This is a genomic window from Stenotrophomonas maltophilia group sp. RNC7, from assembly GCF_030910085.1.
GTDB lineage: Bacteria > Pseudomonadota > Gammaproteobacteria > Xanthomonadales > Xanthomonadaceae > Stenotrophomonas > Stenotrophomonas sepilia.
In genome coordinates this window covers 35,475-49,290 of sequence record NZ_JAVFVN010000719.1, presented here as the reverse complement: position 1 = coordinate 49,290, position 13,816 = coordinate 35,475, and the positions used below count along the sequence as shown (strand labels likewise).

17 protein-coding genes are annotated in these 13,816 nt (G+C 67.7%); 5 read left to right on the top strand and 12 right to left on the bottom strand.

Translation table 11 applies throughout. From position 1 onward, the window contains the following. Positions 1 to 735 precede the first annotated feature (735 nt). Entirely contained in the window at positions 736 to 1,200 is a 465-nt protein-coding gene (locus tag RCF13_RS15900; RefSeq protein ID WP_134968984.1) for an Lrp/AsnC family transcriptional regulator, read from the bottom strand. 127 nt (positions 1,201 to 1,327) lie between these two features. Between RCF13_RS15900 and RCF13_RS15895 the strand changes: the two genes are divergently transcribed. The 5 genes from RCF13_RS15895 to RCF13_RS15875 all read left to right on the top strand — a co-directional run bounded on the left by RCF13_RS15895 (position 1,328) and on the right by RCF13_RS15875 (position 5,607). Further along, positions 1,328 to 2,059: an AzlC family ABC transporter permease gene (locus RCF13_RS15895; protein WP_231352144.1), complete on the top strand. Its 732-nt coding sequence runs from the start codon at positions 1,328 to 1,330 to the stop codon at positions 2,057 to 2,059. Then, on the top strand, positions 2,056 to 2,370 hold the full coding sequence (locus RCF13_RS15890; protein WP_134968986.1) for an AzlD family protein: 315 nt from the start codon (positions 2,056 to 2,058) through the stop codon (positions 2,368 to 2,370). The genes RCF13_RS15895 and RCF13_RS15890 overlap by 4 nt, the downstream gene beginning before the upstream one ends. Positions 2,371 to 2,961: 591 nt before the next feature. Next, positions 2,962 to 3,516 (top strand): hypothetical protein, encoded by a 555-nt coding sequence (locus tag RCF13_RS15885; RefSeq protein WP_134968983.1) that lies wholly within the window; start codon positions 2,962 to 2,964, stop codon positions 3,514 to 3,516. A gap of 136 nt (positions 3,517 to 3,652) precedes the next feature. Further along, positions 3,653 to 4,081, top strand: a complete 429-nt coding sequence (locus tag RCF13_RS15880) for a PAS domain-containing protein (RefSeq protein ID WP_134968982.1) — start codon at positions 3,653 to 3,655, stop codon at positions 4,079 to 4,081. After that, positions 4,078 to 5,607, top strand: coding sequence for a sulfite reductase flavoprotein subunit alpha (locus RCF13_RS15875; protein ID WP_134968981.1), 1,530 nt, complete (start codon positions 4,078 to 4,080; stop codon positions 5,605 to 5,607). The genes RCF13_RS15880 and RCF13_RS15875 overlap by 4 nt, the downstream gene beginning before the upstream one ends. Before the next feature lie 93 nt (positions 5,608 to 5,700). Here the strand turns inward: RCF13_RS15875 and RCF13_RS15870 are convergent, their stop codons facing one another. The 11 genes from RCF13_RS15870 to moaA all read right to left on the bottom strand — a co-directional run bounded on the left by RCF13_RS15870 (position 5,701) and on the right by moaA (position 13,671). Continuing rightward, the gene (locus RCF13_RS15870; protein ID WP_134968980.1) at positions 5,701 to 6,369 is read right to left on the bottom strand and encodes an ATP-binding cassette domain-containing protein; all 669 of its coding nucleotides are present in this window, start codon (positions 6,367 to 6,369) and stop codon (positions 5,701 to 5,703) included. Then, on the bottom strand, positions 6,359 to 7,042 hold the full coding sequence (gene modB, locus RCF13_RS15865) for a molybdate ABC transporter permease subunit (protein ID WP_134968979.1): 684 nt from the start codon (positions 7,040 to 7,042) through the stop codon (positions 6,359 to 6,361). Before modB ends, RCF13_RS15870 begins: the two co-directional genes overlap by 11 nt. A 3-nt stretch (positions 7,043 to 7,045) precedes the next feature. Then, positions 7,046 to 7,789: a molybdate ABC transporter substrate-binding protein gene (gene modA / locus RCF13_RS15860; RefSeq protein ID WP_134968978.1), complete on the bottom strand. Its 744-nt coding sequence runs from the start codon at positions 7,787 to 7,789 to the stop codon at positions 7,046 to 7,048. Positions 7,790 to 7,812: 23 nt separating this feature from the next. Next, a complete protein-coding gene (locus RCF13_RS15855) occupies positions 7,813 to 8,589 on the bottom strand; it encodes a helix-turn-helix domain-containing protein (RefSeq protein WP_134968977.1) in 777 nt (258 codons plus the stop codon). A 68-nt stretch (positions 8,590 to 8,657) separates the two neighbouring features. After that, entirely contained in the window at positions 8,658 to 9,023 is a 366-nt protein-coding gene (locus RCF13_RS15850) for a hypothetical protein (protein WP_134968976.1), read from the bottom strand. Beyond that, positions 9,020 to 9,562 (bottom strand): molybdenum cofactor guanylyltransferase, encoded by a 543-nt coding sequence (locus tag RCF13_RS15845; protein ID WP_134968975.1) that lies wholly within the window; start codon positions 9,560 to 9,562, stop codon positions 9,020 to 9,022. Before RCF13_RS15845 ends, RCF13_RS15850 begins: the two co-directional genes overlap by 4 nt. 107 nt (positions 9,563 to 9,669) lie before the next feature. Further along, positions 9,670 to 10,170, bottom strand: coding sequence for a molybdenum cofactor biosynthesis protein MoaE (locus RCF13_RS15840; protein ID WP_134968974.1), 501 nt, complete (start codon positions 10,168 to 10,170; stop codon positions 9,670 to 9,672). A 3-nt stretch (positions 10,171 to 10,173) separates the two neighbouring features. Beyond that, a complete protein-coding gene (locus tag RCF13_RS15835; protein WP_005416856.1) occupies positions 10,174 to 10,434 on the bottom strand; it encodes a MoaD/ThiS family protein in 261 nt (86 codons plus the stop codon). After that, a complete protein-coding gene (gene glp / locus RCF13_RS15830) occupies positions 10,434 to 11,687 on the bottom strand; it encodes a gephyrin-like molybdotransferase Glp (RefSeq protein WP_134968973.1) in 1,254 nt (417 codons plus the stop codon). The genes RCF13_RS15835 and glp overlap by 1 nt, the downstream gene beginning before the upstream one ends. After that, positions 11,684 to 12,682 (bottom strand): bifunctional molybdenum cofactor biosynthesis protein MoaC/MoaB, encoded by a 999-nt coding sequence (gene moaCB, locus RCF13_RS15825; protein WP_134968985.1) that lies wholly within the window; start codon positions 12,680 to 12,682, stop codon positions 11,684 to 11,686. Before moaCB ends, glp begins: the two co-directional genes overlap by 4 nt. 8 nt (positions 12,683 to 12,690) lie before the next feature. Continuing rightward, positions 12,691 to 13,671, bottom strand: coding sequence for a GTP 3',8-cyclase MoaA (gene moaA, locus RCF13_RS15820; RefSeq protein WP_231352145.1), 981 nt, complete (start codon positions 13,669 to 13,671; stop codon positions 12,691 to 12,693). Positions 13,672 to 13,816: the final 145 nt, after the last annotated feature.

The following is a 13,816-nucleotide window of genomic DNA, read 5'->3' as shown; positions in this document are numbered from 1 at the left end:
AGCGGCGGATCACCGTGCCGTTCCTGCGCCAGGTGCTGGAAGAAGGCCGGCCTCGTTACTGAGGGTGGGGTTTGTTGGCAGGGCTGCGCCCTGCACCCGCAGAAGCAACGTCAAAAGCTGGCTTCCTGAGGGGAGGCGGGGGGGGGGGGGGGGGGGGGGGGGGGGGGGGGCGCGGCGCGCCGACGCCCCCCCCCCGCCCCCCCCCCCGCCCCCCCCCCCCCCCCCCCCCCCCCCCCCCCCGGCCTTCGACAGGTTCCCGCGATCTGCCGGGACTGCGTACTGCACTGCTGACTGTTGACTGCTGTTGGTGGGTGTCGACCTTGGTCGACACGTGTCTTGCTTGTGGTGGGTGACGACCGTTGGTCGTCACCAGAGCAAGCGCAGCGAAGCGACCCGCTCTTGCTTTTCTTTCTTTCTTCCGTGGCTGGACGCCCACGGAAACTGTCAGTGGCCGGTCGGGGTGGGCTGCGCAGGGGCGTGAGCCGCATGGATGCGGCGACCGAGCTTACAGGGGTGAGGGCGCTTTGCTTGCGAAGCACTGCTTCGCAAGCGCCCGAACGCACAGCCGCCCGCGGCTGGGCCGGGCCCCGGAGGGGGACTTGCAGCGTCCCCCGCAACCGGACCCACCCCGCCATCCCTCAGCAGGCCCGCTGTTGCTGTTGCTCCTGAGGTTGCCGGCCAGCAGCCGGCACTACCCGCGGGTGCCGGGTGCAACCCGGCCGCAAACCCCATCCCTCAAAGCGGCAACTGGGTCGTCTGCTTGATTCGCTGCATCGGAATCTCGGTCTTGGTGTTCTGCACGCCGGCGATCCGGTTCAGGTGCTGCATCTGGAACTGCCGGTAGGCATCAAGGTCGGCCACCGCCACCCGCAGCAGGAAATCGCAGTCACCGGCCATCAGATGGCATTCCAGCACTTCCGGGAAAGACTTGATGCTGTTGATGAAGTGGTTGGTGGTGTCCTCGTCCTGCCCGCGCAGCCACACCCGCACGAACACCGTGAAGCCCCGCCCCACCTTGGCCTCGTTCAACAAGGCCACGTAGCGGTCGATGTAGCCGCCCTCCTCCAGCAGCCGCACCCAGCGCAGGCGCGCCGACGGCGACAGCCCGACCAGACGGGCCAGCTCCAGATTCTGCAGTCGGCCGCCGCGCTGCAGGGCGGCGAGGATGCGGCGATCCAGGTTGTCGAGCTGGTACTGCATGAAATTTCGTCCTGGTCGACTCTGGCCGCATGGAATATCAATCATTCCGAATCCAGTGGCATCAACGCAACCCGATTTCGCGATCGGACCGCTAGCATGGGCCACCCCCATCTCGTTGTGCCGTTCCATGGACGCCCGTACCACCCTCCCCCTGCCCGACGCCTGCGACACGGCCCCGCGTGCCGAATTCCTGCGCGGCCTGCGTGCCGCCGTGCCGGTGATGATCGGCTTCATTCCGTTCGCCCTGGTGCTCGGCGCGCAGGCGGCCCAGAAGGGCATGAGCGCACTGGAAGTGCCGCTGATGACCGGCCTCAACTTCGCTGGCGGCTCGGAGTTCGCCGCCGTCGAACTGTGGACCTCGCCACCGCACATCGCACTGATTGTGGCCATCACCGCACTGGTCAACAGCCGCCACCTGCTGATGGGCGCCAGCCTGGCCCCACTGCTGCAGCACCTGCCGCGCCGTCGTGTGCTGCCGGCGCTGTTCTTCATGTGCGACGAGAGCTGGGCGCTGGGTGTGGCCGACGCGCGTCGCCGCGCACTCGGCTTCAGCCTGGCCTACTACCTGGGCGTTTCGGCAGGGCTGTACACGGTCTGGGTGGCCTGCACGGCACTGGGCGCGATCGTCGGGCCGATGCTGGGCGACATCCACGCCTATGGCTTCGACATGGCCTTCCCCGCCGTATTCCTGGTGCTGCTGCGCGGCATGTGGCAAGGCATGAAAGCGGCGCGGCCGTGGCTGGTGAGCCTGGTGGTGGCCGCTGCCACCTACCTGCTGATTCCGGGCGCGTGGTACGTGGCCAGCGGCGCCCTGGCCGGCCTGGCGGCTGCCTGGCTGCTGGCGGAGGACGCAGCATGATCTTCAACGGACTGATCCACTGGACCTCGGTGCTGACCATCGTGCTGATGGCCGCCGCCACCTACCTGACCCGCATCGTCGGCTTCCTCGCCCTGCGCAACCGCACGCTGAGCAAACGCGCAGTGACGGTGATGGAAGCCGCGCCGGGCTGCGTGCTGATCTCGGTGATCGCCCCGGACTTCGTCGCCGACAAGCCCGCCGACCTGGCCGCGCTGGCGATCACCCTGCTGGCCGCCACGCGGCTGTCGATGCTGCCGACGGTGCTGATCGGCGTGGTCTCGGCGGGTGTGCTGCGCTATTCGATGGGCTGACGCGCCCGCGACTTCCCCACATGATGTGACTGGAGGCGCAAGTGTCGCCATTGGCGCGACCTGCGCATGTCTCTGGCGCATCGAATGTGGCCCGGAGCCAACTACTGCAAGTGTTTGAAACAATTCCGATTGTCTGATCGAGCCAGAGTCGATACGCATTGACTACCGAGCCAGCGGGTTGAGCTGATCGGTCAATCGACGTCAAACCTGGAGCGTACCAATGAGCAATCTACGAGCAATCGTGGCGGCAATCGGTATCACCTTCATCTCTGCTGGCGTGCTGCTCCCCTGATGCAGCGCCGTCAGCCCAAGCGTACCCAACCGGGCTCCGCCCTCGCGCTCTATGCTGGGCTGACGGCAATCCTTCTGGCCACAAGTGCGTGCCAATCCATCCAACTGCCTCCCCGGGACCTGGTCAGTCCCGATGGAGGGTATGCCACCCTGCTGCGAGGCCCATCCTCACATCTGAAGATCAGCACAGTGTCGGTGCTACCCGGCCCGGAAAGCTCGGAGTATCCCAATCGGTCCATCGAGTGCGGGTGGTCATCCGTCGCAACTCGACTTCTCTGGGCAGATGGAGCGCTTTCGGCCATGCAAGCATCACAGCTCTGCGAGGCCGCTGCACGATCCGCTGGACTGCCGCTCCAGGCCAATGGGCAGGAACGGACGCCTGTGCATTATCAGCTCACGATCGTAAGTGACGGAGGCGGCATCTGGCGACAACTGCCAGGACCAGAGCGGCCGGGCCAGGTGGTCAGCTTCTGGTTTCCCTCCAGCCCGGACGCTGATTCGCTGCGCAGGCGCGTGATCGCCACCACCGCGCATGAGTTCCAGCATATCGCCACCGCATTGTCAGGCCAGCCTCGGCGCGGCCGGCAACGGGAACCAGACGCCTATCTGGCTGGCGCATGTGCGCAGCTATTGATCGAAGGCACCCTTGCGCGCGCGAACCTCCCGGGCGGACACGATCCGCGAGCTGATCCGTTCCTGCCATCTGCTGCCAGAAGCTCCGCGCACGCGGGCAGTACGACCGGGGCAGCACTGCTGCGGTTCTTCGGTGACGCAGACACCTTGCACCTCAATGAGGGAGGTCGCCACCTCGTGCAGCATTGCCACGAGACGATCGGCTTTCCCCTGCAGCAGTGAACGCTCCCTGCGACACCCGGTCGCAGGCCCTCGCGCTACGCGCTTGACCAATGTCAAACCGCCCGCTGCCACGCGGGCGTATTCCTATGCAGAACCCGAACACGCCGGCGTTACCGGCCTCTACAAGGACCCTGCGATGAGCTACTCCCCCGACAACGCCCAGCTCGTGAATGCGCTGCAGAACGTCATGGTGATCTCCACCACCGACCTGCAGGGCAACATCACCTACGCCAACGACCTGTTCTGCACGCTCACCGGCTTCGCCCGCGAGGAACTGATCGGCCAGCCGCACAGCGTCGTGCGCCACCCGGATGTGCCCAAGGCGGTCTACAAGGACATGTGGGACACCATCAAGGCCGGCAAGACCTGGACCGGCATCGTGCCCAACCTCGGCAAGGGCGGCGTGCTCTACGTGGTCGACACCACCGTGCAGCCGCTGTTCGACGCCGACGGCAACATCACCTCGTACATCAGCATCCGCCGCGTGGTGAACGACCTGATGCAGAACTACGACCTGGTCGAGTTCAGCAAGGAAAAGTTCGACGACTTCTACGAGGCCGCGTGAACGCCCTCCCGACCAGTACGCCCTTCAGCCGCCTGCTGGTGGGTTTCGCGTCCGAGTCGGGCAATGCCCGCGCCCTGGCCCAGCGCCTGGGCGCGGACCTGCAGCCGCACGCGCCGCAGGTGCTCCCGTTCAACGACATCGACGTGGCCAGTCTCGGCCACGGCGATGTGCTGCTGGCGATTTCCAGCTCGTTCGGCGATGGCGAACCGCCGGCCAATGGCGAACAGTTCTTCGAAACCCTGCGCCAGACCCCGACGCTGAGCGGCCTGCGCTATGCGGTGTTCGGCCTCGGTGACACCGGCTATCCCAGCTTCTGCGGCTTCACCAAGGCGCTGGATGCCGCGCTGAGCGAGCGCCAGGCGCAGCCGCTGCTGCACCGCGTGGATGCCGACCTCGGCTACGAGCTGTTCTTCCAGCAATGGCAGCCGGTGCTGGGCCAGGTGCTGGGTGGCGACCTCAACGCTGGCCAGGACCTGCACCTGCAGGTCACCGCCTATGGCGAAGACAATGCCTTTGCCGCCCCCATTCTCGAACGCCGCCGCTTGAACAGCAGCGACCCCGCCGCCTGGCACCTGCAGCTGGATATCAGCGGTAGCGGCATGGCCTACCGTGCCGGCGACACCCTGCACGTGGTGCCGGAAAACGATCCTGCCCTGCTGCAAGCGCTGGCCACCTGGTATGGCGACAACGCCGCCGTGGCCGCCCTGCATGACCGCGAGCTGCGCCTGCTGAGCAAGGGGGTGCTGCGCGAACTGGCCCGGCTCAGTGGCAGCGAGGTACTGAAGGGCCTGTTGAAGGTCAGCCAGAAGCGCGAACTGGAAGCCTACCTGCACGGCCTGGACCTGCTGGATGTGCTGCAGGACCACGCCACGCCGCACAGCGTGCCGCTGGCCAGGCTGCACGAACTGCTGTCACCGCGGCTGCCGCGCGCTTATTCCATCGCCTCGCACCCGTGCCACGACCCGTTGAGCCTGTGCGTGCGCGAAGTGCGCTACACCCTGCGCGGCCGCGAACGCTTCGGCACCGCTACCGGCAGCCTGCTGCACGGTGGCGACCACGCCCGGGTGTACTGTCGTTCCAACCCTGGCTTCCACCTGCCCGATACCGGCCAAGCGCCGCTGCTGCTGGTCGGCACCGGCACCGGCATCGCGCCCTTGATGGGCCTGATGCAGGAACTGCAGGCCAACGCCTGCGAACGTGAAGTGCACCTGGTGTTCGGCGAGAAGCACAGCAAGCACGACTACCTGTACCGCGACCAGCTGCAGGACTGGCATACCCGGGGCGTGCTGGCTGGCCTGCATACCGCGTTCTCGCGCGATGGCGTCGAAAAGGTCTATGTGCAGCATGTGCTGCAGCAGCGTGCCGCCGAAGTGCGCGACGTATTGGCCCGGGGCGGGCATCTGTACCTGTGCGGCAACAAGCGCCACCTGGAAGGCGCGGTGCGCGAGGCCATCGATGCCATCGGTGGCGAAGGGTGCTGGGACGCGCTGCGCAATGAAGGCCGCACGCACTGTGAACTGTATTGATCCGTTGATCCTGTAGAGCCGAGCCCACGCTCGGCTGCTGTTGGCGGTGTCGCGCAGAGCAGCCGAGCATGGGCTCGGCTCTACAGGTGCAGGTCAATCGCCGACGATGCGGCCGTCCACCATGCGCGCCACCTGCTGGCCGAACATGGCCGCGTCCTGCGGATCATGGCTGATCAACAACAACGGGATGCCGGTCTTGTCCAGCACCGCCTCCAGCTCCTGGCGCAGATGCTGCCGCAGGTCATGATCCAGTGCGGAGAACGGTTCATCCAGCAGCAGCGCCTGCGGTTGCGTCACCAGCGCCCGCGCCAGTGCGGTGCGCTGGCGCTGCCCGCCGGAAATCTGCGAGGGCAGCAGATCACCCACCGTGTCGATGCGGAAGGCGTGCAACCACTGCTCCACCGCATCGAAGCGCTGGCCCACGCGCGGATTCAACCACCTCTTCTCCAGCCCGAACGCCACGTTCTGGCGCACGCTCAGGTGCGGGAACAACGCGTAATCCTGGAACACATAGCCCAGCCGGCGGCGCTGCGGCGGCAGATTCACGCCGGTGGCCGCATCGAACAGGGTCTGCCCCTGCACGCGCACATGACCCTGGCCCGGCCGCAGCAGTCCGGCCACCGCCTTCAAGGTCAGGCTCTTGCCCGCGCCCGAAGGCCCGAACAGCACCACCTGCCGCTGCGTGCACTGCAGCGATACATCCAGCACGAATGCCTGGCCGGCCGCCTGCAGGCGACGCTGTACCTGCAGGTCAAGCCACATCGCGCAGCTCCCGGCGACGCCCGCCCACCAGCCGCGCGGCCAGCAACAGGATCACGATGCAGACCACCGAGGTCAGGATCACCAGCGCATTGGCCTTCCCATCCTGCCCGGCCTGTACCGCCTCGTAGATGGCGATCGACAACGTCTGCGTCCGCCCCGGAATGCTGCCGGCCACCATCAGCGTCGCGCCGAATTCGCCCATCGCGCGCGCAAACGCCAGCAGCAGGCCGGCGAGGATGCCGCGCCACGCCAGTGGCAGCGTGATGCGGAAGAATACAGCCGCTTCGGACACACCCAGCGTGCGTGCGGCCTGCTCCAACTGCCTGTCCACTTCCTCGAACGCCGCGCGTGCCGGCTTGAACACCAGCGGCAACGAGGCCACCGCCGCAGCGATCACCGCGGCCTGCCAGGTGAACACCAGGTTGATGCCGAACCACGACTGCAGCCACGCGCCGATCGGGCCGTTGCGACCGATCAGCACCAGCAGGTAATAACCCAGTACCGTCGGTGGCAGCACCATCGGCAGGGTCAGCAGCGAATCCAGCAGCTCACGGCCAGGAAAGCGCCGACGCGCCAGCAGAGCGCCCAGTGCCACGCCCAGCACCAGATTGATCGCGGTGGCCCAGCCGGCCACCTTCAGCGACAACCACAGTGCGCTCCAGTCCAGATCCATGCGTCAGGGCTTGCCGAACCCGTGCCTGGCCAGGATCGCCTGGCCCTGCGGCGAACGCACGAAGGCAGCGAAGCGCCTGGCTTCCGCCGGCTGCGTACTGGCCCTGGTCACCGCCAGCGGATACGCGATGCGCCCGGACACCGGCACCGCGAACGCACGGCGCACCCGGCCGGGCATCGCCTGCGCATCGGTGGCATAGACGAAGCCCGCATCCACTTCGCCCCGTGCCACGTAATCCAGCGACTGGCGCACGTTCTGGGTGGTGATGGCCTTGCCCTGCACTGCGGGCCACAGCCCGGCCGCTTCCAGCGCGCCCTTGGCGTAGCGTCCGACCGGCACGCTGTCCGGGTTGCCCAGTGCCATGCGCTGCACACCGGCACCGGCCAGGTCCTTCAAGGTACGCGGCGCCGCCTTGGCCTGCGGCGGCACCACCACCCACAGCGCGTTCACTGCGAACACCTCGCGGGTGCCGGCCGCCAGCAGATGCTGCTGCTGGGCCTGGTCCATCGTGGTTTCATCGGCCGAGGCGAACACATCCACCGGCGCGCCACGGCTGATCTGCTGCAGCAACACGCCAGAGGCGGCGAAGTTGAAATCGACCCTGGTGCCCGGGTGCGCCTTCTCATAGGCAGTGCCCAGTTCGCGGAAGCTCTCGGTCAGGCTCGAGGCCGCCGACACCGTCAGGTCGGCCGCCCAGGCCGGCACGGAGGCCACCAACCCCAGCAACAACAGTCCCACTCGCATCATGGGTCGGCCCCTCGCCTACCTGATCAGTCCAGTCCGGATTCCCGGGTCACGGCCAGTTCCGCCAGCCGCTCGGGTTGCAGCAACAGCATCTCACGTTGGTTCACCGCAATCACACCCTCGTCGCTCAACCGGCGCAGCACCCGGCTCACCGTCTCCGGCGCCATCCGCAGGTAGTTGGCAATCTCGGTACGGGCCATGCTCAGGTTGAAACGGGTGGCCGAGAAACCGCGCCGGGCATAGCGCTCGGAAAGATCCAGCAGGAACGCCGCCATGCGCTCCTCGGTGCGATGGTTGGCCGCCAGCGTGGCGACCTTGCCGATTTCGGCGCTGAGCAGGCTGAACAGCCGCGCCTGCAACCCCGGCATGCGCGTGGCCAGCAGGCTCAATCGCGGAAACGAGATCCGGCACAGGTAGACCGTATCCAGTGCCACCGCATTGCAGGGGAAGCGCGCACCGTGGATGGCATTGAGCCCGATCACCTCGCCGGGCAGGCTGAACCCCAGTACCTGCTCGTTGCCCTGGCTGTCATCGACGAAGGTCTTGACCATGCCCGCGCGGACCGCTGCGATCGAATCGAACGGATCGCCGGCACGGAAGAGATAGTCGCCAGCCTGGAACGGACCGACGTGGTCGACCAGCACATGCAACTCGCCCAGCGCAGCCTTGTCATAGCCCTGCGACATGCAGGCGTCGGAGAACGCACAGGTACTGCAGAAGTGCAGCGCGTCACCGTCATCGGCCGCTGCCGGATTGGGCGTAGCAGGTCGGGACGCAGAGGGAGCGGAGGGGTTCAGGGGCATTGCAGCAACGCAGGAACGAAGGCCGTCATCATACGACAGCGGGGCGCCCCACCCTGCGCACCATGCGCCTACTCTGCCGCAGGTTCAGCCCGTCGCTGCGGGCCACGCTGGCGCATGCTGTCGCGCACGTCCACGTCGAACTGGAGCTGCAACATGCTGTCGTCATCCAGGGCGATTCCGAAGCCCAGGCCATCGCGGCAAGGCAGCCGCCCCGCCAGCCCTTCAACAGCTTCGCGTGGCAACACCAACCGGCAGAACGTGCCGCCATCAAGCAGCACGGCCTGATCGCCTGCATGCAACGAGACCGCTACGCCCCAGCCGCCGCTGCCGCCGAAGCGGGTCAGGTTCTCGACCGACTCACCTGCCAGCAATCGTGCCAGTTCTTCCTCATCCACGCGCAGGCGCATCGATTGCTGTTGCAGCTGGACCTTCATGCTGTGATGGACTCCCACTCTGATGGTGTATTGCAGTTGAGCAGCAACGCCTGATCCTCGGGTGCCAATGGCAGCCGGGTCACGCCCAGGCGTTCCTGCAGCGCTCGCAGTGAACGGCGCGCCGTCGGATCATCAATCAAGGCCTGCAGCACGCGGCGGCAATGATCATCGATCTGCAACCGCATCGGCAACGGTTCATCGTCGAATACCGTGCAGGCGCGCCCTTGATCGGCCTGCAGAAGTAGCAACAGCGCGGGCGTCATCCGCGGCGTATCCACCGGCACCACCCAGGCCGGCCCGTCAGGCATCTGCATCGCCACACTGTAGAGCCCGCCCAGCGGCCCGCAGCGTGCCACGCGGTCCGGCACGCCGCCAAACGCCGGGTAGTCGCCGCTCACCCACACCCGCCGGGCGCCCGCCTGCTTCAACACGCCGCGCATGTGTTCCAGCAGGGTGCGGCCCTGCCAAGGCAGCAGCGCCTTGTCGCGGCCCATCCGGCTGGACAGGCCGCCGGCCAGCACGATGCCGTTGATGCTCATCGCAGTAGAGCCACGCCATGCGTGGCTGCGCCGGCCGGATTCATCGGGAACGCCTCATCCACGCATGGCGTGGATCTGCTGGACCCGGCGCCTCCCGAAGGGCGCGGTCAATGCCCGTGGTCATGTGTGTGGTCGTGGGAGTGCGAAGCTTCGCTGTCCGCATGGCACAGGCTGCAACCTTCGCTCCACTGGCTGTCGCCGTCCTCGTAATGCTCCTGCTTCCAGATCGGGCACTGGTGCTTCACCGCTTCGATCAGCTGCCGGCACGCGCGGAACGCCTCGTCGCGGTGCGGGCTGCCGGCGGCCACCACCACCGCCACATCGCCGATGCCAAGCCGGCCCTTGGCATGGGCCACATACAGTTTCAGCTTCGGACCGAACGTAGCCTCGACCTCGGCCGCCAGGCGCTTGAACTCGTTCAATACCAGCGGCTCGAACAGATCGTAGGTGATCCCGGTCACCCGCCGGCCCACATTGACGTCGCGCACCTTGCCGATGAACACGTCGATGCCGCCGAAGCCCGGATTGGAGACCGCGGCGATGCCTTCGGCCGGATCAATCGCCGCCTGCGCGCGGTCCACCACCTTGGCGATGATCTTCTCGTTCATGGCTCAGCCCCCGCTCACCGGCGGCAGGATCGCCACCCGGCCATCGTCGGGCAGCGCCTCATGGTCGCGCAGCACGCGTTGCTGGTCGGCGAATGCCGAGTAATCCAGCAGGCCGGCGCGGAATCCCGGCCAACGCAGCGGCAGCAGCTCGCGCAGCGCCTGGCGCAGATCGGCCACGGTGCCGCCGGCCACCTCCACGGCAATCTCGCGGCTGGCATCCAGATCGGAGAACGCGCCGAACAACTGCAGATTCACCTGTTTCATCATGACTCCTGGCTCGCCAGCTGCACCGGGTCTTGATGACCCCAGCCCTGCACGCGCACTGGCGTGCCGGCGGCGACCACGCCGCCCTCGCCTTCCAGCACCACCCAGGCGTTGGCCCGCAGCATGGACATCAAACGGAACGACTCCTGCCCGGCCAGCACGCGCGCGCTCAGGCGGCCCTGCGCATCCACTTCCACCCGCGCCCGCGCATGGAAACGCAGGCCGGGCGGCGTGCGCACGTCGGCCTGCAGCGGCAACGTCAGCACCGGCTCCGGTGCCAGCCCCAGCAGGCGGCGCAGCACCGGCTCGACGAAGAAGCGCTGGCCCACCGCAGCGGAGACCGGATTGCCCGGCAGGCCGAAATACAGCGCGCCGTTGGGCAGCACCGCGAACAGCAGTGGCTTGCCGGGGCGGATTGCCACCTTGTGGAACAGGATGCGCGCACCCCGTCCGCGCAGCGCGTCGGGAACGAAATCGTAGCGGCCGGCCGACACCGCGCCGGTGCTGATCAACAGCTGCGCACCCGCGTCCAGCGCTTCATCCAGCACGGCATTGAAGGCGGCCACGTCGTCGCCCACCGTGCCCTGCCAGACCACCTCGGCACCGGCGGCCTGCAGGCGGCCGACCAGATACGGCCGGTTGCTGTCACGAATCTGCCCGGATGCCAGCGTCTGCGCCGCCTCGGTCACCAGCTCCTTGCCGGTAGCAATCACCGCAGCCTTTGGCCGCGCCACCACCGCCACCTCGCCTACGCCGATGGCATGCAGCAGGGTGCGCGCGTTGATGTCCAGCACCTGCCCAGCCTGCAGCACGCGCTCGCCTTCGCTAACGTCTTCGCCGCGCAGGCGCACGTTCTGGCCTGGCTTCACCGTGCCCTTCAGGGCAATGCGGGTCGGGCGTCCTTCTTCGCTGGCGAGGATCTCCACATTCTCGACCGGCACCACCGTATCCAGCCCGACCGGCATGCGCGCACCGGTCATGATTTCCCAGGCGCCCTCGCCACCTTCGGCGCCGGCATCGCCGGCCGCCTGCCAGCCCTGCACCCCGAATTCGGTGCCGGCCTCGAACGTCGCGCCGCTGGCGCGCAGCGCGAAGCCGTCCATCGCCGAATTGTCGAACGGCGGCAGTGACTGCCCACTGATGATGTCACTGGCCAGCGTGCGGCCGCCGGCCTCATGCAGCGGCAAGCGTTCGGCCGGCAGTGGCGTGGCCGCCTCCAGCAGGTGCTGCAAGGCCTCGCTGTAGGCAATCATCCGTGGCCATCCCCCTCGACCATCGCCAGGGCGTGGCCCAGTACCGGCGCCAGGATGTCCAGGCACTGCGCCGCCGCCTTCGGGCTGCCGGGCAGCGCGAACACCAGCATGTTGCCCAGCTGCACCACCTCGGCGCGGCTCAGCCAGGCCATCGGCGTGTGCTGTGCACTCAGTGCCCGCACCATCTGCGCCAGGCCATGCACCGGCCGCGCATTCAACGAACGCAGCGCCTCCGGGGTCAGGTCACGCGGGCCCAATCCGGTACCGCCGGTACACAGGCAAAGGCGCACGCCCTCGGCGGCCAACGCCTGCAGGCGGGTGGCCAACGGCTCGATGCCATCAGGCAGTACCTCGGCAGCCACGACCTCGCCGCCCAGTTTTTCCACGCCGGTCACCAGGGTCGGGCCAGAGATATCCTCATAGGTGCCTTCGCTGGCGCGATCGCTCAGCGTGATCACCGCGCAGGCCGCGCCTTCCAGGCCCTTGGGCGCACGCGGCTTGAACCGCTCACGCTCGGCCTCGTCCATGCCGTCCGGGTGCAACCAGACACCGCGCTTGCCGCCTTCCTTGAACAGCAGGCGGATACCTTCGATGCGCAGCGCCGGTTCCACCGGCTTGCTCAGATCGTACAGGGTCAGCAGCGCCGCGTTGACACCGGCCAGTGCCTCCATCTCCACGCCGGTGCGCGCCTCGCTGGCGCACTCGCACCACACGCGGATCGCCTGCCGCTCCGGCACCGCCGCGCAGAACACCTGCACCAGTTCCAGCGGCAGCGGGTGGCACAGCGGCATCAGCATCGAGGCCATCTTGGCGCCCTGCAGGCCGGCAATCTCGGCCATCACCAGCGCGTCGCCCTTCGGCAGGCGGCGCTCGACGATCAGTGGATAGGCCACCGGACCGGCATGCAGCTCGCCCACTGCCACCGCACGGCGGCGGGTGATGCGCTTCTCGCGGACATCGGCCATATGGAAGGCCGCATTCAATTCCCCACTCATCGTGTTGCTCATCCTCCGATCGAGGCCAGGTGCGGGGTCAGCCCGGTCTGGCCCTGGTGCAGTCCGTGCCCGGCCGCTTTCAGGCCAAGCTGGGTGGTGATGCGTGCCAGCAGCGCGTCATGGTCCTCGTCGCGCTGCAGCAGCGGGCGCAGCGGCACGCCGAACTCGCCGAACAGGCACAGCCGCAGGTCGCCCTTGGCGGTCACCCGCAGGCGGTTGCAGCCTTTGCAGAAGTCACGCGAATACGGCGCGATGATGCCGATGCTGCCGCGATGGTCAGGGTGGCCGAACTCGCGCGCCGGGCCGGCATCGGCCGCGCGCGGTCGCTCGTGCCAGCCCGCGGCCAGCAGCTGCTCGATCACCACGTCGGCGCGCAGGTGGTGGCGCTGGAAATAGGCTTCGTTGTCGCCGGTACGCATCAGTTCGATGAAGCGCACGCTGAAGGGTCGATCGCGCAGGTAGTCCATCCACTGCGGCAGCTCGTCGTCGTTCAGGCCACGCAGCAGCACCGCGTTGAGCTTGATCGCCGGGAGGCCCAACGCCTGCGCCAGCGCCAGGCCCTGCTGGATCTCCGGCAGGCGGTCGTGCCCGGTGATGGTCTTGAAGCGTTCGCGTTGCAGGCTGTCCATGCTCACGTTCAGCGCAGTCAGCCCGGCCCGGTGCCACCCCGGCAGGCGCCGCGGCAGCAGCGTGCCATTGGTGGTGATCGCCACCTTGCGGATACCCGGCACCGCCGCCACGGTGGCGATGATCTCGTCCAGATCCTTGCGCAGGCTGGGCTCGCCGCCGGTCAGGCGGATCTTGCTCATGCCCAGCGCGGCAAAGGCCCGCACCAGGCGGCCGATCTCCTCCACCTGCAGGAAACGCGGGCGGCCGTCCGCCTGGTAGCCGTCGGGCAGGCAGTAGCTGCACCGGAAGTTGCAGGCTTCGGTGAGCGACAAGCGCAGGTACGGAAAGCTGCGTCCGAAGCTGTCGGTGAGTTGGCTCATGGCTGTTCCGCCTCCTGGTACCACCCTGCAGCCCTGCCCCTGAACGGGTTGTCGACCCCAGCCCGCAGAGTGCGCTGGGGCGTTGAAAGCGTCAACCCGGGACAGCCCGCAGCCTGAATTGGCACCGCCTGTCGTGATAGGCCCT